Here is an 18,649-nt window from a genome sequence, read left to right on the forward strand (position 1 = left end):
TTCTCAGCAACTAGACAGCAACAGGTGCTTTAATACGGGGGTGCGGGTCGTATCCGTCTAGTGTAATATCTTCGATCTCTACATCAAAAATCGATTTCCCTTCTTTTTCAATTTTCAAAGAAGGAAGTGGTCTCATCTCGCGAGAGAGTTGAGTTTTAATCTGCTCAATGTGATTGGTATAAATATGAGCATCCCCAATCGTATGGATAAACTCCCCAACCTCAAGACCGCACTCTTCAGCTATTAAATGAGTAAGTAGGGCGTAGCTTGCAATATTAAAAGGAATGCCTAAGAAAACATCACCACTCCGCTGGTATAGCTGGCAGCTTAACTTCCCATTTACCACATAGAACTGGAATAATATATGACAAGGAGGTAAGGCTGCACGATCTGGCGTGATATCTTCAGGGTTCCATGCAGATACAATTAGTCTTCTTGAATCAGGGGATGTTTTTATATCATGAATGACCTGCTTAATCTGATCTATCGTATGACCTTGAGAGGACTCCCAGTTACGCCATTGCTTACCATACACATTCCCAAGATCTCCGTATGTATCAGCAAAGGTACCATCTTCTAAAATGCGTTCTTTGAAACGATTCATTTGCTCTTTGTACTGTTCATGGAAGTCATCGTCCTGTTGACTTCGCAGACCAAAATTCGTCATATCAGGTCCTGTGTAGTCATCACTTTCTACCCACTGTTTAAATGGCCATTCGTTCCAAATGTTATTGTTATGCTTGAGGAGATAACGAATATTCGTGTCTCCTTTTAAGAACCATAAAAGTTCGCTTTTAATAAGACGAAAAGGAACTTGCTTTGTCGTCAAGAGCGGAAACCCTTTTGATAGATCAAAGCGCATCTGATAACCGAAAGTGGACAGGGTCCCTGTACCGGTACGGTCACCTTTATGAGCCCCATGTTCTAAAATATATCGACACATATCTAAGTATGCTTTTTCATTTGTTTCCAAAACTGACACCTCGTTCTCTCTAAAACTATTCCGAGACATTATATCATATATCCTCAATTTTATTAGCCTCAAAACAAAATTCAAATTCGCTAAAAGGAACCATCTTTTTTTAATTTTTACATTCCCATTCTTCGTAGAATTGGTCTAAGTAACATTTTAAAAAATCATGCCTTTGTTGACCGATCTTTCTAGCAGAGTCAGTATTCAGGAGGCTTTGTAACGTTAAAAGCTTCTCATAAAAATGCTGAATTGTTGTTTTTTCTGATGTTTCATTATGTATAGCTTGTCCCTTTGCCCCTCCATATGCAAACGCGCGCGCAACTCCTATCGCTCCCATTGCATCTAACCGGTCTGCATCCTGAACAATTCTTCCCTCTAGTGAGGTTGGAACTTGGTGACCTGTTTTAAATGAAACGTTCTCCATCGCTATAAAAATTTGATCTTGAACCTCTGAGGAAACGTACATTGATCGAAGTAAATCAATTATAACCTGTCTTTCTCGATCAGGGTCATCTGTCAGCTTCGGATCCATAACGTCATGTAACCAACCTGCTATCTCACATACAACCGGGTCTGCGCCTTCCTGTAAAGCTAATCTCTTTCCTGTTATAGCAACCCGCTTCATATGATAATAATCATGTCCTGTAGCGTCATGTGTAAAACGATTATAAATAAATGATGATAATTGCTCCAAAGTGTTCTTCTTCATAAGCCCCCCTAATCCTGGAATAAATCCATTTGTCTCGGATTTAAATTGTCATAATTGACCTCGCACAGATCTATAAATTGTTTAGCATTATCAGCAGCGTCTCCACCGGAATTGTTATTAAACAGAACCGTTACGTGTTCACACTGTTCTAACAATGTTTTCACATTTCTCTTCCATTCGCTCAACTCTTCTTCGTTATATCTGTATAAGAAACGAACTTCTCTCCAATCTTCTCGGCCATTTTTATTCCAGCCATGTACATTTCGACCATGTAATCGAACAAGTGTCTCCTCAGAATGTGTGGCTCTAAGAACAGTAGGAGCAGAACCTTCTCCAGCTTGAGGTTCATCCACTACACCATGAATCCAATTATTTTCATCCATAAACGATAGTGTCTGTTCTCTATAAGAACTAGAGTACCACGTCTGGTTTCTAAATTCTAAAGCAACTGGTAAATCTCCCATGAGCTCACGAATAACACGGAGTTTCTGAACATTTTCTTTCGACACAGAAAACCATGGTGGAAATTGAAACAATACAAACCTTAGTTTCCCGGCATCTACTAACGGTTGAATGGAATCTTTATACGCGATAAACATATCACGTACTTCTTCTGACGATAGTTTCTCTTTATGATGCCCTGTCATTTTATTATAGGCTTTTACAACAAATGAGAAACCATCAGGAGTTTCCTTAACCCATTTCTCGTAATTACGTCTAGGTTGAATAGCATAAAACGCACTATCAATTTCCACTACAGGAAAATGCGAAGCATAGGCAGATAATTTCTCATGATTTTTCGTACCTGTAGGATAAAGTTGATCATGGTCTCCCCAACCCGTAACGCCAATCGAAACATTCATCATTCCCCTCACTCCTATTCTATTTTCATTTTACGAAGGGCTCTTTAAGCTGTAAAGGAAAAGAGATTGCCCCGTATAGGGACAATCTCAGGAAGTTGTTCTATTATGGGTATTAAAATAACCCTTTTGCTTTTCCAGACGCATCAACATCCATCTTTAGAGCGGCCGGTTCTTTAGGTAAACCAGGCATCGTCATAACATCTCCTGTTAGAGCCACTATAAAGCCCGCTCCAATAGAAGGACTGAATTCCCTGATGGTAATGGTAAAGTCAGATGGCCGACCAAGTAATGCAGGGTCATCAGAAAGAGAATACTGCGTTTTAGCCATACAGATCGGTAGGTTCCCCCAACCCAACTGATCATACAATTTCATTTGTTTCTTCGCCTGGTTGGAAAACTCGACATCTTTAGCCCCGTAAACAGTCCGGGCAATTTTCCTCACCTTCTCATCAATCGGATCTTCAAGTTCATACGTATAAGTGAAGGAACGAGCCTCCTTATCAACAGTATCCATGACAGCCCGAGCAAGATCGAGACCACCTGTGCCACCTTTAGCATGAACTTCAGTAAGAGCTACCCGAACGTTCTGCTCTTCACACCACTTCTCTACAAAATTTAATTCTTCTTCTGTATCAGTTGGAAAACGATTAATGGCGACCACAAAAGGAAGACCAAAGGATTCAATCGTTTCCATATGTTTTTTTAAATTAGACATTCCCTCTTGTAGTGCGTTAACATTCTCTTCTCCTAATCCCTCTTTTGGAACACCACCATGCATTTTCAAAGCTCGAACAGTAGCGACTATAACGACCGCATCCGGCGTGAAGTCCCCAGCTCGTGTTTTGATATTAAGGAACTTCTCTGCTCCCAAATCAGCACCAAAACCGGCTTCTGTGATAACGTATTCACCTAGTTTAGAAGCAATTGTAGTAGCCATAACACTATTACAACCGTGGGCAATGTTTGCAAAAGGTCCCCCATGGACAATAGCAGGCGTATTCTCGATAGTTTGCACAAGATTTGGTTTAATGGCTTCTTTAAGAAGTAGCGTTAATGCTCCTTCCATTCCTAGCTGTTGTACCGTAACAGGCTTGTCTTCATAGGTGTAACCAAATACAATTCGAGCCAAACGGTTCTTCAAATCTTCCAAATCAGAAGCAAGACATAAAATAGCCATGATTTCTGAAGCTACACTAATATTGAATCCATCTTCCCTCGGAACTCCTTTTAAAGGCCCTCCTAAACCGACAACAACTTCCCGTAATGCTCGATCATTTAGGTCAAGAACTCTCTTCCAACCAATCTTTCTAGGATCGATGTTCAATTCGTTCCCTCGGTGAATATGATTATCGATAAAGGCTGACAGCGCATTGTTAGCACTCGTAATTGCGTGAATGTCTCCCGTAAAGTGTAAATTAATATCTTCCATCGGCAATACTTGGGAGTAGCCGCCACCTGCTGCCCCTCCCTTTAAACCCATTGTCGGCCCAAGAGATGGCTCTCTTAGTGCAATAACAGTCCTTTTGTTTAACTGATTCATTGCTTGACCTAGTCCCACAGTAACAGTCGATTTACCTTCCCCGGCGGGTGTAGGGTTTATCGCTGTCACAAGGACTACCTTTCCATCTTTTCGATCGGATAATTTATGTAATAGAGATTCTGATAACTTGGCTTTATATCGACCATATGGCTCCCAGTCTTCGTAATCCAGATCTAATTGATTTGTGATGTCTTCGATTGGTTTCATAGTAGCTTCTTGCGCAATTTCTATATCTTTTTTCATTATAATACTCCTTTCGTAAATACTTTTATAGTTTAGATGAAATGGTACTAAAAATGCAAAGAACGGGTATTCTAATAAAGGAAAGCATTCAATTAGTTGGTAAACGAATTGAGAAAATACAATTTGTTTTAAAAATTCTTATTACTCCTTGACTTCCTTTATAAATATAAGCTATATTAGACCTAAGCAAAGAAGATGTGGAATCATGAAAGACGAGGTAACTTCAATAGAAGTGGTCGGGATTTGATGATCCTACATTTCTACTGGAGTTACCCTTTTTTATGTATTTCTTACATCAACTTTGTATTATCACGTCTCACGTTTAAACGTGAATGTTTTAGGAGGATTTTACAATGCAAAACGGTACAGTAAAATGGTTTAACGCAGAAAAAGGTTATGGTTTCATCCAAGTAGAAGGTGGAAACGATGTATTCGTACACTTCTCTGCAATCCAAGAAGAAGGTTTCAAAACACTTGAAGAAGGTCAAAGCGTTTCTTTCGAAATCGTAGAAGGCGACCGTGGCCCTCAAGCTGCTAACGTTGTAAAAAACTAAATTAACCAAAAACGCATGAAATATAGCGACAACTCATACGAGTTGTCGCTTTTTTATGGGTAAAAATCCAAAAGGCGCAGACCATAACTGGTAATGGATACACCTTCCTATATTGAAAAACGGTTCTACAACCCGTATAATTGTTTACCGTTGTGCATAGCGCAGTTCGAAACTTCCTGCGAGATCAAAACTAGAAAGGATTGAAGATATGAACGAATTATTATGGATTGTTTTTGCTATCATTAATTTTTCCATGCTTACACTGATCTATAAGGGATTCGGTAAACAAGGCCTATTTGTTTGGATTGGAATGGCTACTGTTGTAGCAAACATTCAGGTTACAAAAACAATAGAAATGTTTGGTTTGACCGCTACCTTAGGTAATATTATTTATGGGACAGTTTTCTTAGCTACAGATATATTAAATGAGAAGTATGGAAAAGAGGAAGCGAAAAAAGCAGTATGGTTAGGTTTTTTCACGCTTATTAGTATGACGGTTATGATGCAAATAGCGGTCAAGTGGTTTACTCCAGTTGGAGGCGAGGTTCAGGCAGCTTTAGAAACCATCTTTGGTTTATTACCACGGGTGGCCGCAGGGAGTCTGGTCGCATACATTGTCAGTCAATATATTGACGTTTTCATTTATTCTAAATTAAAAAGTATGTTCTCAGACGACCGTTTTCTTTGGGTACGAAATAATGGTAGTACGATGATCAGCCAACTACTTGATTCATTAGTATTTACCTTAATTGCTTTCTTAGGAGAGGTACCGACTAATATTTGGGTTGAGATCTTTACTACCACCTATGTCATTAAATTTGTAGTCGCTATGCTCGATACGCCTTTTCTTTATATCGCAAAGCGATTTCATAAATAGTCATTCTGAAATGGAGGGACTTTTATGCTTGAAGTATACGTGGACGGGGCTTCAAAAGGAGATCCTGGACCAAGCGGTGTAGGTATCTTCATTAAAAATGGTAAAGATCATTACGCTTACTCACTTCCGATTGGCTTAACCTCTAATCATGAAGCAGAATTCACAGCGCTCATTAAAGCTTTAGAAATATGCCTTAAACAGTTTCCTGAAGAGATAATTAGTGTCCGTTCTGATTCAAAGCTTGTGGTTGATTGCATTGAGCACTCTAAAACAAAGCAAGAGCGTTTCTTGCCACTATTACGTGAAGCTGAACAGCTTGGAAGTCAATTTCCTTTATTCTTTATAAAATGGATTCCTGAGAAACAGAATAAGCGAGCGGATGAGCTTGCACGTGCCGCTATACACGAAAACTAAAACCCCGCACTCCTATCTGCTGATAGAGTGCGGGGTTTTCCTTTTATTCAAGCCTTTTTGTTCTATTAGCTTCCAAGCTTCTCGCTTTGATCGAGGATGGTTTTCATGTAAAAACTCCAAAACTCCGATAAAAAAACTTCCATCAAATTTCATTTGAAACTGAATGGTAACCGTTAAAGCAAAGATGACGAGCCAATCTTCAGAGTTTGTATAATTTTTGCCGAAATATATAAAGTGAATATCTTGATCTGATAATCGAAAACCTTTTGACCAAAGATCTTCTATAAAATACCCAAGCGATTTCGATAGCGGCATGTACTACATCCTTTATGTATATTCTAATTAACAGGCCTCAATTGGATTATTACTATTTGTTATCCAATCACTCCAACTTCCTACGTAAAGGTGAACATCTTGAAATCCAGCTTCATACAAAGCTAATACGTTTGGTACAGCAGTTACACCAGAACCACAGTAAACGATCCATTTCTCAGGGTCTCCAAATTGAGAGAAATGAGCAATCAATTCGTCTTTAGATTTCCACTTTCCATTTGGTTTCATAATATTGGTCCATTCTGAATTGAGGGCAGACGGGATGTGTCCTGCTTTCTTATCTATTGGTTCTTCAATCCCCGCATAGCGTGCATAGCTCCTGGAGTCCAAGATAATGGTGTTAGGTTCATGCATATGCTTCGTTACATACTCCTGATCAGCTATCATATCTCTTTGAACGTTTCTTTCAAAGGACGACACTGGATAATTTGGCACTTCTCTGGATACTTCCATTCCAGTTTCTAACCAGGCATTCCAACCCCCGTTTAATACATACGAATGCTTATGACCCATGTATTTCATCATCCAGATGAATCGTGACGCCATGGCGTGGTTTTGGTCATCATAAGCCACAATTATATCGTTCTGCTTAAGTCCTGCGTTTTGAATAACAGTTTGAAAGTCAATTAAACTCGGTAAGGGATGTCGCCCCCCTGTGTCTTGAATGGGACTACTCAAATCTTTTTCAAGATCCATATAAATAGCACTAGGAATATGACTATGCTCATATTCTTGCTTCCCCTTTTGTGGGTGCTGGAGGTGAAAACGACAGTCCACAAAACGTATGGAAGCAGATTGTTCCTTTACCCAATGGATAGAACAAATACTATTCAATTATCTCCCTCCTTTTATCTTGTTCAATATGTATAGTATACAAATTATTATAACACTTGAAAACGATGTGATCTAAATATCATCACTAGCTCAACATATAGCTGCCTCAACTTTTCCTTATGAATAATTGGAGACAATAAAAAAGCCAGGCACTTTACCTGGCTGATAGTATATCTTCGTATTTTCTTTGTTTTGCTTCAGCAGAACGTAATGTATGTTTTCCTTTAATTAAATCAACTAAGTATAACGCTTTTTCATCACGAAGTTTGGCCAGAATGCCAACCATTAGTATTGAATAAATCACTACAATCCCCATTATTAGAAAAACCATCTTAGCCCCTCACTTCCAGTGATAATGATTTTCATTTCTAAATAGATTATAGCAATCTTTAGAAAAGTTTTCAATGAGAATGAGAAATATTTTCAATCATTCTGAAAGTTTGGTGAGAGCCCTTTCTTCGTGAGGAATCCGAATTTTCATTAAACCTAAATGGAGCAACGGGAATAAAACCGCAGACATATAGGCGTTAAAAAGGAGCGGAATAATGATAAATTCCAAACCAACTACTACGTAATTTGGATGCTTCATCCATTTGTAGGGACCTCTTGCTACTAACTGTGACCCAGGTAAAATAATAATCTTTGTGTTCCAGAACCTACCAAGGGATGTTAAACACCAGATTCGTAATCCCTGCGTTACAAAAAACGCCCCCAACAAAAACCCTTTCCAATCAGATAATACTAAATCCTTACCATACGCTTCTAATCCAACTGATACAAAAAATAAAACATGTACAGCCACAATCCATTTGTAATGATCACTAGCGACTTCTACTGCACCATTTCGCAACATCCACTTTTCATTCCGCTTCGCAACAGCAACCTCAATAAGTCGTTGTGCAATGATAAATACGAATAATACGACAAACCATCCGCTCATTTTAACCACTCCAAACTGACTAATTCTGAGCTAAACCCAGGCCCTAATGCAGCCAGAATACTAGCTGTACCTTCTTTTGGAAATTCTTCCATCCAACGCTTCAGCACATGAATGACGGTCGCAGAAGACATATTTCCATGCTGCTTTAAGACTTCATATGAGTGACTGAACTTTTTCTCTGAGCTATTTAAAACTTCCTGATACGCTTGCAATACTTTTTGTCCACCTGGATGAGCAACAAAGAAGGAGAGATCACTTTCTTTCTTATGGATTGTACTTAAAAACTGTTCAACATGGCCTTTCCAAAAAGTTTCAACTAGAACTGGGATGCTTTTAGCAAATACGACTTGAAAGCCATCTTCGTTGACGTTCCATCCCATTACATCCAAAGCGTGCTTTTTTAATTTAGAACTTGATTGATTCATTTGAGGCGCTGTAGAGATTCGATTAGACGCATAAGGTGATTTTTCACCAACGACTAATGCAGCAGCGATACCATCTCCAAATAGCGCAGTACCTATGAAATTACTTTTTCTTCGATCATTCTTTTGAAAAGTCAAACCACATAATTCCACACAGACCACTAAAATATTGGATTCTGGATAGAGGTGGGCAAAATCCATAGCTCGCGCAAGTCCTGCCCCTCCCCCAGCACAACCTAACCCCCATAAAGGAACTCGCTTTACATCTTCTCTAAATTCACGCTCATTCATTATACGAGCATCAATGGTTGGTGTGGCAACCCCGGTACTTGATACGTAAATGATATAGTCAATTGCTTCATAGGGGACTGGCTCTTGTAAAAAAGTTTTATTTTTTAAGCAATCATCAATAGCTTCTAGGGAATAAGACAATGCTTTCTCCTCATACAGTTCATTTCGCTCTTGGAAAGTATGTGGTTGTCCAAACCATTCTTTAGGGACTACAAATTGTCTCTTATCAACCGCAGCGTTTTCAAATACAGGTAAAAGTCTGGTAATCTCCCGTTCAGAACGTGGAAAAACTTCTTTCACAAAGGACTGTATATCTCGTTGTGCAATTTCATATTCCGGAATGCTAACACCCACCGATGTGATCCATGCCATATTATCCCTCTTCCATTTTTCTTTTAGCATGCCTCCTGCTCGTATATTTACTCGCTTTTTATGTGGCTTTTCCTTCTTAATTAAACTTTGCTTAATGATCAAATGAAGGTGGATATTTCATAGACAAAAAAGCGCTAAGAGATACATCTCTTAGCGCTTCACATTATCATTTAAAACCCGTAAATGCTCATACCTCCGTCTACAAACAGGGTTTGACCAGTCATATAGTTACTTCCTTCTGAAGCTAAAAACACGGCAGCTCCTGCGAGTTCTTTTAACTCACCAATCCTTCTCATTGGAGTACGCTCTTTAATTTCTTTAACATATTGTTCATCTTCGAGAAGCTTCTCCGTTAGTGCTGTCGGGAAATACCAAGGGCCAATGGCATTAACATGGATGTTGTGCTTCCCCCACTCTAATGATAGTGTCTTAGTCATTTGAATCAAGGCAGCCTTTGTCATCCCATAAACCACCCCAGTACGGAGCGCTACATGGCCTGCAACAGAGGATACATTTACAATTTTACCTTCTCCTCTTTCTTTCATTTGCTCTCCTGCGAACTGTGCAAGGAAAAAAGCGCTCTTCATGTTGGTCTGGATGATTTGGTCCCATTCTGATTCTGTAACCGCGAAAGCTTCACTCCGGATGTTCACCCCTGCATTATTGACCCAGATATGAATGTCTTGATAGGGAGTAGTTTCTTTCACTTGTTTAATAATGTCCTTATAATCCTGCACATTCCCTATAATTGGATAGGCCTTCCTGCCCAATTGTTCAATTTCGCGACAAACTCTATGTACATCTTCTTCTGTTCTAGAAATGACAATAAGATCTGCACCCGCTTCAGCATAGGCAATCGCGATCGCATACCCGATTCCTTTTGTTGCTCCTGTTACGGCTGCAAGCTTACCTTCAAGATGGAAATTTGGCAAAAACATAAATCCTCTCCCTTTCTTAAATAACTGCACATTAGTATAACATTTCCAAAAGTAGATACGCCATTTTCCACTACCATCGTAGTGGAAAAGGAAAGTTCATTTTAAAATACGAATCACCATTTAGCCTTATAAACATGATCATCTAGTCATTTTGTCACTGATTGTTCATGAAATCGCTGCCATACAATTGACAAACTTAGCCAAACTTGCTGATATAAGTGGTTTTTTTAAGAGTTTTGAACTATTTGTGAAATGCCCCGCTCCCTTGTTTCTAAATGAAAAAAATACAGTATGATAAAACTGTAAAAGTAATCAGGAGGAAATTGGAAGGAGTGAATGAGAAATGGCCAAAACTCAATTGAACAACCCAAATACACAAACGAAAACACAAACTGAGGAATCCGATCTAAAAGGTACTTTTATCGCAGTCTTATTTGTAGGTGCGTTCTTAGTTGTTACTTGGTTTAGTGTTTGGGGGATCTTCGTCAACCGGTAAGGCTACATTAACTAGTTTAAGGGGGGAAACAAAATGCATTTACACAAATACGAAAAGATGTGGATGTTGATTGGAGGAGGAGCATTATTAATCTTTTTAATTATGTTAGGAGTAGGAGCTTTTTATCAAGGTACAAAGCCTCCTAGTTGTTTAACAACCATTGATCCTCAAAATGTAGAAGCTCACGACTCATTTAAAACAGAAAATTTAGGTTTACAAAAGCTAGATGATCACCAATACGTGGTAAACGTAATTGCTTCAGCCTTTAATTATGATTTTGGAACAGACGAAGAAGGAAACGTCGTCCGTACGATTCGCATCCCAACTGGATCCGAAGTTATGTTCCAAGGCACAAGTAAGGATGTCGTTCACGGGTTTGAACTAGCTGGAACAAATGCAAACATGATGCTAGAACCTGGTTATATCAATACAGTAGAAACCACCTTTAACAAACCAGGTACTTATACATTCGTATGTAATGAATATTGTGGAACCGGTCATCATTATATGACCGCTACTGTGGAGGTGTATGACGAATGATCGCAAATCAATTAACAAAAAAAGATTCAAAACTTTCCATGGCTCATATGTGGGTCGCTTTTATTTCTCTTCTAATCGGGGGCTTGATGGGTTTATTACAAACCTTAGTCAGAACCGGAAAGTTCACTTTACCCTTCGGAATTGATTATTACCAAATCCTTACTGTACACGGAGTTATTTTAGCTCTTGTTTTAACCACATTCTTTATTATAGGTTTCCAATTTTCTTTAATGAGCAAAACAGTCGGTATGAGTAATAAAGAAAGAGCTTGGGCTTGGATTGCCTTCTGGGTCATGGTCGTCGGAACAATTGCAGCTGCTACAATGATCCTTCTGGGTAAGGCGAGTGTCTTATATACATTTTATGCTCCGCTTGCAGCACACCCTATCTTTTATATTGGACTCACTCTTGTAATAGTAGGTACTTGGATTGCTTGTTTTGTTAACTTTCATCAACTGTATGCTTGGAAAAAAGCAAATAAAGGAGCAAAATCTCCTCTATTGGCCTTTATGGTCGTAATTAATATGTTAATCTGGTTCATCAGTACCATCGGGGTTGCAGCAACTGTTCTTATTCAGTTTATCCCATGGTCACTAGGTATTGTAGATGACATAAATATCCTATTAAGTCGTACATTGTTTTGGTATTTCGGTCACCCATTAGTTTACTTCTGGTTATTACCAGCATATATGGCCTGGTACGGCATCATCCCTAAAATTATCGGTGGGAAAATTTTTAGTGACGGTTTAGCTCGATTAGCATTCATCTTATTCTTGTTGTTCTCAATTCCTGTAGGATTTCACCACCAATTACTAGAACCTGGTATTGATCCTTTTTGGAAATATATACAAGTAGTGTTGACATTCGCTGTCGCTATCCCTTCTTTACTTACTGCTTTTAGTATGTTTGCTACGTTTGAAACAGCAGGTAGAGCCAAAGGATTCACAACGCTTTTTGGTTGGTTTAAAGCACTCCCTTGGAAAGATGTTCGCTTCTTTGCTCCAATGATTGGAATGATCGCTTTTATCCCAGCTGGAGCTGGCGGACTAGTCAATGCTTCGAATCAATTAAACCTTGTTGTGCACAATACGATTTGGGTCACCGGTCATTTTCATTTAACCTTAGCCACCACGGTTATCCTTACATTCTTCGGTATTTCATACTGGCTCGTTCCTGTGCTCACAGGAAGAACATTAGATGAAAAAACGAACCGGTTGGGTATTATTCAAACCATTGTTTGGGCAGTGGGAATGTTTTTCATGTCTGGTTCTATGCATATTGCAGGTTTGCTTGGAGCACCTCGCCGCTCCGCTTTCTCTGAGTATAACGGTAGTGAGCAGGTTACAGAATGGATAGGTTATCAATACGGTCAAGCGATCGGAGGCACTATTCTGTTTATCGGAATCATCATTATGATTTACACCTTTATTTACATGACATTCTTCGCTCCTAAAGGTGTAGAAGAATTCCCTATTGCCGAAACAGCTGAAGGTGCTGAACCTACTCCTATGATTTTCGAGAACTGGCGTTTATGGATCGGAATAGCAGTCGTACTGATTGCTTTTGCTTATACAATTCCTTTCATTGATATCATCCAGAACTCACCGCCAGGATCACCAACCTTTAAAGGATTAATCGGAAATTCCTAATTAAAAAACGGAGGCCCATCACAGGCCTCCGTTTTTTATTAGGCGTGAGTGGTTCATTATTTTCCCCAGTCACACTAGATTATTTAAAATGTTTATCAACCCTAAACCACACGTAACTTTATTAAAAGCTAGATATTAGAAATTATAAACTTTACTATATTTATCAGACAGATGCTGAACTAAATGATCAGCGTTTAACTTTTCACCCGTTACATCTTCTAGAATCTCTAATGGTTTTTTCATTTTACCGTACTGATGAATATTTTCAGTAAGCCAATTCTTAATAACCGTAAAGTCACCTTTTTGAATCGAGCCCTCTACATCAATTTCATCCTTCATTGTGTTATGGAACTGAGCTGCGTACATATAACCTAAAGCATATGAAGGGAAGTAACCAAACATGCCCCCTGCCCAATGAACATCTTGAAGTACCCCAACTTTATTACTTGTTGGTCGAACACCTAGGTATTCTTCCATCTTGTCATTCCAGAGTTCAGGAAGATCAGAAACTTCAATCTCCCCACTAATTAAAGCTTTCTCAAGTTCATAACGAATCATAATATGAAGACAATATGTTAGTTCATCCGCTTCAATCCGTATAAATGAAGCCTTAACCTCGTTCACTGCGGCAAAGAAATCTTCAAAGTTAACATTTTTAAAAGATTCCGGTGCATATTCAAGGAATAAGTCATAATGATTTTCCCAAAAAGCTTTCGTTCTTGAGACAAAGTTCTCCCAGAATAAAGATTGAGACTCATGGATCCCCATAGATGTACCACCCTGAAGCGCTGTGTAGGCCAGTTCAGAACTTATATTTTGTTCATACAAAGCATGACCACCTTCATGGATGGTACCAAATACAGCTGTACGGAAATCTTTTTCGTCATATTTCGTCGTAACGCGAACATCTCCCTGATTAAGGCCTGTAGCAAATGGGTGTACCGTCTCATCAAGGCGCCCTGCATCAAAATCATATCCCATACGCTTTAATATTTCTAGACTGAAAGCCTGCTGCTTTTCCTTTGGAAAATGACCTTGTAATACAGAGGCATCCACTTCTACACTTGATTGCTGGACCTTTTGAAGTAAATCAGTTAACGATTTTCGAACAGCTGGAAATACTTCATCAAGAACATCAACGGTAACTCCAGGTTCAAAATTGTCTAACAGTGCATTGTAAATATGTTTTTCATAGCCCCAATACTCAGCAAATCGCTTGTTAAATTCAACAATTTTTTCTAAATATGGCTTAAACATCTCGAAATCATTTTTGTCTTTAGCTTCTTCCCAGACTGATTCAGCTTTCGATTGCAAAGCTACATATTCCTTATATTCGTCGGTTGGGATCTTTCTTGCTTGATTGTAGTTCTTCTCACATTCTTCTACTGACTTTTGTACAATATCATTTGCCGTTTGGCCTTTTAAAGAATCGATATACTCTTTCATTTTATCTGAGGTTTGCATTTCATGGATTTTTGATGAGAGAGTGGCGATGACCTCTGATCGTCCTTCTACACCCTTCTTCGGTGCGTATGTACGTAAATCCCACCCCATCAGTCCTATTGCTTCACCTAATTGGGCAATTTCTTTAACATAGTCCATAAATTGTTGCTCAGTTGGTTGTAATTCTGTTTGTACTGTGCTCATTTCCTTCCTCCTCTTCCCCGTTTCCTAAACGTAGATCTCCTACAATTATACTAATAATTCAGTAAACTTCAACAAATACGCTCCTCTACTAAAAAAAGCCAGGCTTGCTTTTTTAAGCGTAGCCTGACATAAATATACTTATCTTTCTTTCTTTCCGAAGTACTGATAATAATCAATTTTAATGTAACCGTTATACAACTTACGTCTCTTTGTGGCAGGAAGACCATATAGTTTCTCGAATTTCTCATTTGATGTGATGACATAAACACTCCAAGAAGGATGATCACGCATAATCACACCGAAGTCTTTGTACATCTGTTCCACTTCTTCTTTGTCCCCTAATCGCTCTCCATAAGGAGGGTTCCCAACAACGTACCCATTCTTTTCTTTTGGTTTGAAATCTTTTACCTGCATTTGTTTCCACGAAATTAAATCACCAAGACCTGCTTCAATAGCATTCGCTTTAGCCGTTTCAATCATTCGTCCATCAACGTCTAAACCGGTAATGTTTAACTCTTGATCATAATTGGCTGCTTCTTCTGCTTCATTAAACGCTTTTTCCCAAAGACTATAGGGGATAAAATCCCAAGATTCCGAGGCAAATTCTCTGTTAAAACCTGGTGCGATGTTTTGACCGATTAATGCTGCTTCAATTGGAATGGTTCCTGAGCCACAGAATGGATCGACAAAAGGCTCATTTGGATGCCAATTCGTTAATTGAACTAATGCAGCAGCCATAGTTTCTTTCAGTGGAGCTTCACCCTGTCCGGTTCTGTAACCCCGTTTATGCAGACCTGCTCCACTTGTATCCAACGTAAGAAGAGCCTGATCTTTATGAATGGCAATCTCGACTTTATGCTCAGGTCCGGATTCCTCAATGCGGGAAGCAAGACCATACATTTTCCTCATTCTCTCAACGATCGCTTTCTTCACTATTGACTGACAATCTCTTACTGAGTATAAGGTTGATTTGACTGATTTACCAATCACTGGTACAGATCCATCTTCTGGAATGTAATCTTCCCATGGAAGAGCTTTCGTTTGTTCAAATAAATTATCGAATGTTTTCGCTTCAAATTCTCCAATTACTAATTTCACACGATCTGCACTGCGTAACCATAGGTTACTTCTTGGTATAGCAGCTACATCCGCTTCGTAACGAACACGGCCGTTTTCTACTGTAACATCTTCATAGCCTAGCGCCTTTACTTCTTTAGCAACAATGGACTCTAGTCCCATCGCAGTAGTGGCGATCAGCGTTATTTTTTTGGGTTTCGGCATGCGTAAGCACTCCTTTATCGTAATAAAAAAACCCTTTCTAAGCTCGAGCTTTAGAAAGGGTTTTGTGATAAACATGAATGACCTGATGAATGCTTTGTAAGCCATGTTCTGTACCTTTGTACTACAATCGGTGGTCAACCTCGTACATAAGGTGGTAATCATCTATCTACAAGCTTAAAGCTTGTCTCTTCGTATTGGTTGAATTTCCTCAGAAGAGTGCCCCTACCTAATTTTGGGTTGCTCGCTCGTGGGGTTTACCTCGTTCCACTTTGATTGTTTCCAATCAAACTTCGTCACTGTGGCACTTTCAAAGTAGTTACACCATATCTTAATGACGTAGGTGTTTTCCCTGCCGTTAGTGTGAACACTACCTTGACTTATGGTTTCGTCAAGCACGATCACTACAAGCATCTCAGCTTGTGCGAGCATGGACTTTCCTCTACATGATTAGTCATGCAGCGATTACCCAAGCATTCATCAACCGCTCAATTATCTTAATATGATTTAATCATTACGTCAATCTGTTTCTGCAATTAGTATACCATGAAATATTGCGAACTTCATCAAGTATATTTTTCCAATTCCTATGAGTCTGCATACTTCTTCCCAAAAACAGCCTTTTCTAAGTTTGATAACCGTTGCAATACATCATAGTTAACCTGGCCTGTCTGTCTTGTTTGTGCAGGTGCTGATTCAGAGGAACGTACACGTTGTTTAGGAACATCCCCTTGCTTTTTCAGCTTTGCATTTTCTTGTTTTAACCGTTCAATCTCCTGATGAAAAGCTTCATAATCTTGGATAATAACGTCTAAGAATTGATCTACCTCATCTTGATTATACCCACGTATACCTGTTTTAAAATCTTTATCCAATATTTCTTTTCCTGACAATTGAATACGATCTAAACCCATCTCTCTCACCTCAGATTTATACACTTATCATAATTCTTGCAGATGATACCATGTATGTCAATTTAATCTTTAAGAAGGATTCCAGTAATTCGGGTCTTCCATTTGCATTTCACGTACAGTATCGTCAATGTCAAAAGGAGTTACATAATAAATTGGGTAATCATGATCTTGTTGATAGTTTTTCGCTTTTTCTAAAAAATATCCCGGACTTCCGCCTGTTTCTTCATCGTATAAAATCATACATCCATCACTTTTATCTAACATCCATTGATCTTTGGCTCTAAACTGATAGGGACCCTCATAATCTTTGTTATAAAGGGGTTGAAAATGATCAGCTTGATCACATAAAACACGATACTCTTCTTGCTGTGGTTCTGGCCACCTTTGTTCCTGGTTATTAAAAGGTGGAAATATCCCCACATGCACATTATACTCTTCTTTTAATGTAAATAAAACATCACATACCCAGAGTTCGACCCCCATTTGTCCAGAGACCAGAACCCACTCAATTCCATCCTCAATCAGAGGGATTAACCTTCGCCGTAAGGTTTCCTTAACAAAGGCAATATTAGGATCATCTACCTTGAATATCCCCATCTCCATAGGTTTATAGCCTGTTACGGTCAACACTCTCATACTACAACTCCTTTAATATGTAGAATGAGCTGGAAAACCAGCTCATTTGATCATTAATCTCTCCAGCAGCCAGGCCCTTTAGGACCCATTCCCATACCTGGACCCATACCAGGCCCTTGCATACCAGGACCCATCGGCCCAGTAGAAGCACCCATTACTTGACCACCAGGTCCTTGTTGACCCATTGGACCTGTTGAAGCGCCCATTACTTGACCACCAGGCCCCTGAGGACCCGTTGGAGAAGTTGGACCCATATTAACACTTTGCTCCGTAAATTCGAATACATCTGACTGAGTTTGAGGGAAGAAGTTTTTGTTGACTGTATTCACATGATTTACGTTCGTTGTGTGGGTTGGATAAACGTTATTTACCTCTTGTTGATAAAAGTTGTGTTTCACACACTGCTTTGTAGGAAAAACATTCGTTTTTGCCGGACTCACCATTGAAGGTTGGCAAGGATGACACATTTTCTTGTGATGCATAATCATTTCTCCTTTCTTTATCTTAGGTTCACTAATAACCTATGTCAAAAAGGAGAGACATGTACTATGACAGATACCTAATTCTGTCTAAACACTCTTTATAAACAAGCCTAAATTTTCAAACCTTACTTCTGACCTATTTAACCACAGCTTTCATAAGTTCAGTTAATATAGACCCTCACCATACTAAAAAGGAGAGTGTTCTCTAAAAAGAACCTCTCCTTGTGAGCCATTATTTAGTTAGGTCATCTTGATTAAATGAATAAGGTAATAATTCACCTACAGTTAGCGTTTTAACTTCCCCATCCAAGTTTGTTGTATGAACATTGGTGTCCTGTGTAAAGAACTCGCTGATGACTTGGCGACAAGATCCACATGGTGGTACAGGTCTGTTGGTATCTGCTACCACAACAAGCTCCTCAAACTCTGTTTCCCCTTCTGAAATAGCTTTGAAAATAGCTACACGTTCAGCACAACACGTTACAGGGTAAGCAGCATTCTCAATATTACAACCCTCATATACTTTCCCTGATTTCATTCGAATGGCAGCACCTACTGGGAACTTAGAATATGGCACATAAGCTTTATTTCTCACTTCTTTTGCGCGTTCAATTAATTGTTCTGTATTCATCTGAAACGACAGCCCTTTCTAGTGTGAAGAATTGATAAATGGATAATCATTATATGAGATATTCCTCGAGGTG

22 protein-coding genes and 1 other RNA gene are annotated in these 18,649 nt (G+C 39.1%); 6 read left to right on the forward strand and 17 right to left on the reverse strand.

Annotated elements, in window-relative coordinates; genetic code table 11:
• Positions 1–10: 10 nt before the first annotated feature.
• The 4 genes from LQ226_RS04160 to LQ226_RS04175 form a co-directional block, all read right to left on the reverse strand.
• The gene (locus LQ226_RS04160) at positions 11–973 is read right to left on the reverse strand and encodes a thymidylate synthase (protein WP_370635431.1); all 963 of its coding nucleotides are present in this window, start codon (positions 971–973) and stop codon (positions 11–13) included.
• Positions 974–1,082: 109 nt separating this feature from the next.
• Entirely contained in the window at positions 1,083–1,682 is a 600-nt protein-coding gene (locus LQ226_RS04165) for an HD domain-containing protein (RefSeq protein WP_231416569.1), read from the reverse strand.
• A gap of 8 nt (positions 1,683–1,690) precedes the next feature.
• Positions 1,691–2,548, reverse strand: a complete 858-nt coding sequence (locus tag LQ226_RS04170; protein WP_231416570.1) for a DUF72 domain-containing protein — start codon at positions 2,546–2,548, stop codon at positions 1,691–1,693.
• A gap of 109 nt (positions 2,549–2,657) precedes the next feature.
• Complete coding sequence (locus LQ226_RS04175) at positions 2,658–4,328, reverse strand: formate--tetrahydrofolate ligase (RefSeq protein ID WP_231416571.1); 1,671 nt, start codon at positions 4,326–4,328, stop codon at positions 2,658–2,660.
• Positions 4,329–4,681: 353 nt separating this feature from the next.
• On the opposite strand from LQ226_RS04175, the gene LQ226_RS04180 reads away from it, so the two are divergent.
• From LQ226_RS04180 to LQ226_RS04190, 3 genes are all read left to right on the forward strand, one after another.
• Complete coding sequence (locus LQ226_RS04180; RefSeq protein WP_036779253.1) at positions 4,682–4,882, forward strand: cold-shock protein; 201 nt, start codon at positions 4,682–4,684, stop codon at positions 4,880–4,882.
• A 208-nt stretch (positions 4,883–5,090) separates the two neighbouring features.
• On the forward strand, positions 5,091–5,759 hold the full coding sequence (locus LQ226_RS04185) for a queuosine precursor transporter (RefSeq protein ID WP_231416572.1): 669 nt from the start codon (positions 5,091–5,093) through the stop codon (positions 5,757–5,759).
• A gap of 24 nt (positions 5,760–5,783) precedes the next feature.
• Positions 5,784–6,173: a ribonuclease HI family protein gene (locus tag LQ226_RS04190; protein WP_231416573.1), complete on the forward strand. Its 390-nt coding sequence runs from the start codon at positions 5,784–5,786 to the stop codon at positions 6,171–6,173.
• Positions 6,174–6,185: 12 nt separating this feature from the next.
• Here the strand turns inward: LQ226_RS04190 and LQ226_RS04195 are convergent, their stop codons facing one another.
• The 6 genes from LQ226_RS04195 to LQ226_RS04220 all read right to left on the reverse strand — a co-directional run bounded on the left by LQ226_RS04195 (position 6,186) and on the right by LQ226_RS04220 (position 10,303).
• A complete protein-coding gene (locus tag LQ226_RS04195) occupies positions 6,186–6,488 on the reverse strand; it encodes a DUF6123 family protein (RefSeq protein WP_231416574.1) in 303 nt (100 codons plus the stop codon).
• Between the two features lie 27 nt (positions 6,489–6,515).
• Entirely contained in the window at positions 6,516–7,340 is an 825-nt protein-coding gene (locus LQ226_RS04200) for a sulfurtransferase (protein ID WP_231416575.1), read from the reverse strand.
• Positions 7,341–7,494: 154 nt separating this feature from the next.
• Positions 7,495–7,644, reverse strand: coding sequence for a hypothetical protein (locus LQ226_RS04205; protein WP_231416576.1), 150 nt, complete (start codon positions 7,642–7,644; stop codon positions 7,495–7,497).
• A 123-nt stretch (positions 7,645–7,767) separates the two neighbouring features.
• Entirely contained in the window at positions 7,768–8,280 is a 513-nt protein-coding gene (locus LQ226_RS04210; RefSeq protein WP_231416577.1) for an isoprenylcysteine carboxyl methyltransferase family protein, read from the reverse strand.
• Entirely contained in the window at positions 8,277–9,365 is a 1,089-nt protein-coding gene (locus LQ226_RS04215) for a type III polyketide synthase (RefSeq protein WP_231416579.1), read from the reverse strand. Before LQ226_RS04215 ends, LQ226_RS04210 begins: the two co-directional genes overlap by 4 nt.
• Before the next feature lie 170 nt (positions 9,366–9,535).
• On the reverse strand, positions 9,536–10,303 hold the full coding sequence (locus LQ226_RS04220) for an SDR family NAD(P)-dependent oxidoreductase (protein ID WP_231416581.1): 768 nt from the start codon (positions 10,301–10,303) through the stop codon (positions 9,536–9,538).
• Between the two features lie 343 nt (positions 10,304–10,646).
• Here LQ226_RS04220 and LQ226_RS04225 point away from each other — a divergent pair, with 343 nt between their 5' ends.
• From LQ226_RS04225 to LQ226_RS04235, 3 genes are read left to right on the forward strand one after another with little or no spacing between them, the layout of a single operon-like run.
• Positions 10,647–10,799, forward strand: coding sequence for a cytochrome c oxidase subunit 2A (locus LQ226_RS04225; protein ID WP_231416583.1), 153 nt, complete (start codon positions 10,647–10,649; stop codon positions 10,797–10,799).
• 33 nt (positions 10,800–10,832) lie between these two features.
• A complete protein-coding gene (locus LQ226_RS04230; RefSeq protein WP_231416585.1) occupies positions 10,833–11,339 on the forward strand; it encodes a cytochrome c oxidase subunit II in 507 nt (168 codons plus the stop codon).
• A complete protein-coding gene (locus LQ226_RS04235; RefSeq protein WP_231416587.1) occupies positions 11,336–12,988 on the forward strand; it encodes a b(o/a)3-type cytochrome-c oxidase subunit 1 in 1,653 nt (550 codons plus the stop codon). The genes LQ226_RS04230 and LQ226_RS04235 overlap by 4 nt, the downstream gene beginning before the upstream one ends.
• A gap of 135 nt (positions 12,989–13,123) precedes the next feature.
• On the opposite strand, the gene LQ226_RS04240 is transcribed toward LQ226_RS04235, so the two are convergent.
• The 7 genes from LQ226_RS04240 to LQ226_RS04270 all read right to left on the reverse strand — a co-directional run bounded on the left by LQ226_RS04240 (position 13,124) and on the right by LQ226_RS04270 (position 18,576).
• Entirely contained in the window at positions 13,124–14,635 is a 1,512-nt protein-coding gene (locus LQ226_RS04240) for a carboxypeptidase M32 (RefSeq protein ID WP_231416588.1), read from the reverse strand.
• Between the two features lie 138 nt (positions 14,636–14,773).
• Positions 14,774–15,916, reverse strand: a complete 1,143-nt coding sequence (locus tag LQ226_RS04245; protein WP_231416589.1) for a THUMP domain-containing class I SAM-dependent RNA methyltransferase — start codon at positions 15,914–15,916, stop codon at positions 14,774–14,776.
• 92 nt (positions 15,917–16,008) lie between these two features.
• Positions 16,009–16,390, reverse strand: an RNA gene (gene rnpB, locus LQ226_RS04250) — RNase P RNA component class B.
• A 110-nt stretch (positions 16,391–16,500) separates the two neighbouring features.
• A complete protein-coding gene (gpsB, locus tag LQ226_RS04255; protein WP_231416590.1) occupies positions 16,501–16,827 on the reverse strand; it encodes a cell division regulator GpsB in 327 nt (108 codons plus the stop codon).
• 69 nt (positions 16,828–16,896) lie between these two features.
• Positions 16,897–17,463 (reverse strand): SLOG family protein, encoded by a 567-nt coding sequence (locus LQ226_RS04260; RefSeq protein WP_231416591.1) that lies wholly within the window; start codon positions 17,461–17,463, stop codon positions 16,897–16,899.
• Positions 17,464–17,516: 53 nt separating this feature from the next.
• The gene (locus LQ226_RS04265; RefSeq protein ID WP_284526481.1) at positions 17,517–17,945 is read right to left on the reverse strand and encodes a CotD family spore coat protein; all 429 of its coding nucleotides are present in this window, start codon (positions 17,943–17,945) and stop codon (positions 17,517–17,519) included.
• A 232-nt stretch (positions 17,946–18,177) separates the two neighbouring features.
• A complete protein-coding gene (locus LQ226_RS04270) occupies positions 18,178–18,576 on the reverse strand; it encodes a cytidine deaminase (protein ID WP_231416592.1) in 399 nt (132 codons plus the stop codon).
• Positions 18,577–18,649: the final 73 nt, after the last annotated feature.

Source organism: Pontibacillus sp. HN14, assembly GCF_021129245.1.
Taxonomy (GTDB): Bacteria; Bacillota; Bacilli; order Bacillales; family BH030062; genus Pontibacillus.

Excerpts from the sequence above, each read along its gene's own strand:
- LQ226_RS04270 (WP_231416592.1), bottom strand. The coding sequence starts at position 18,576 with ATGAATACAGAACAATTAATTGAACGCGCAAAAGAAGTGAGAAATAAA.
- LQ226_RS04265 (WP_284526481.1), bottom strand. The coding sequence starts at position 17,945 with ATGCATCACAAGAAAATGTGTCATCCTTGCCAACCTTCAATGGTGAGT.
- LQ226_RS04190 (WP_231416573.1), top strand. The coding sequence starts at position 5,784 with ATGCTTGAAGTATACGTGGACGGGGCTTCAAAAGGAGATCCTGGACCA.
- LQ226_RS04195 (WP_231416574.1), bottom strand. The coding sequence starts at position 6,488 with ATGCCGCTATCGAAATCGCTTGGGTATTTTATAGAAGATCTTTGGTCA.
- LQ226_RS04215 (WP_231416579.1), bottom strand. The coding sequence starts at position 9,365 with ATGGCATGGATCACATCGGTGGGTGTTAGCATTCCGGAATATGAAATT.
- LQ226_RS04180 (WP_036779253.1), top strand. The coding sequence starts at position 4,682 with ATGCAAAACGGTACAGTAAAATGGTTTAACGCAGAAAAAGGTTATGGT.
- LQ226_RS04185 (WP_231416572.1), top strand. The coding sequence starts at position 5,091 with ATGAACGAATTATTATGGATTGTTTTTGCTATCATTAATTTTTCCATG.
- LQ226_RS04165 (WP_231416569.1), bottom strand. The coding sequence starts at position 1,682 with ATGAAGAAGAACACTTTGGAGCAATTATCATCATTTATTTATAATCGT.
- LQ226_RS04235 (WP_231416587.1), top strand. The coding sequence starts at position 11,336 with ATGATCGCAAATCAATTAACAAAAAAAGATTCAAAACTTTCCATGGCT.
- LQ226_RS04225 (WP_231416583.1), top strand. The coding sequence starts at position 10,647 with ATGGCCAAAACTCAATTGAACAACCCAAATACACAAACGAAAACACAA.
- LQ226_RS04210 (WP_231416577.1), bottom strand. The coding sequence starts at position 8,280 with ATGAGCGGATGGTTTGTCGTATTATTCGTATTTATCATTGCACAACGA.
- LQ226_RS04170 (WP_231416570.1), bottom strand. The coding sequence starts at position 2,548 with ATGATGAATGTTTCGATTGGCGTTACGGGTTGGGGAGACCATGATCAA.
- LQ226_RS04230 (WP_231416585.1), top strand. The coding sequence starts at position 10,833 with ATGCATTTACACAAATACGAAAAGATGTGGATGTTGATTGGAGGAGGA.
- LQ226_RS04245 (WP_231416589.1), bottom strand. The coding sequence starts at position 15,916 with ATGCCGAAACCCAAAAAAATAACGCTGATCGCCACTACTGCGATGGGA.
- LQ226_RS04240 (WP_231416588.1), bottom strand. The coding sequence starts at position 14,635 with ATGAGCACAGTACAAACAGAATTACAACCAACTGAGCAACAATTTATG.
- gpsB (WP_231416590.1), bottom strand. The coding sequence starts at position 16,827 with ATGGGTTTAGATCGTATTCAATTGTCAGGAAAAGAAATATTGGATAAA.
- LQ226_RS04175 (WP_231416571.1), bottom strand. The coding sequence starts at position 4,328 with ATGAAAAAAGATATAGAAATTGCGCAAGAAGCTACTATGAAACCAATC.
- LQ226_RS04260 (WP_231416591.1), bottom strand. The coding sequence starts at position 17,463 with ATGAGAGTGTTGACCGTAACAGGCTATAAACCTATGGAGATGGGGATA.
- LQ226_RS04220 (WP_231416581.1), bottom strand. The coding sequence starts at position 10,303 with ATGTTTTTGCCAAATTTCCATCTTGAAGGTAAGCTTGCAGCCGTAACA.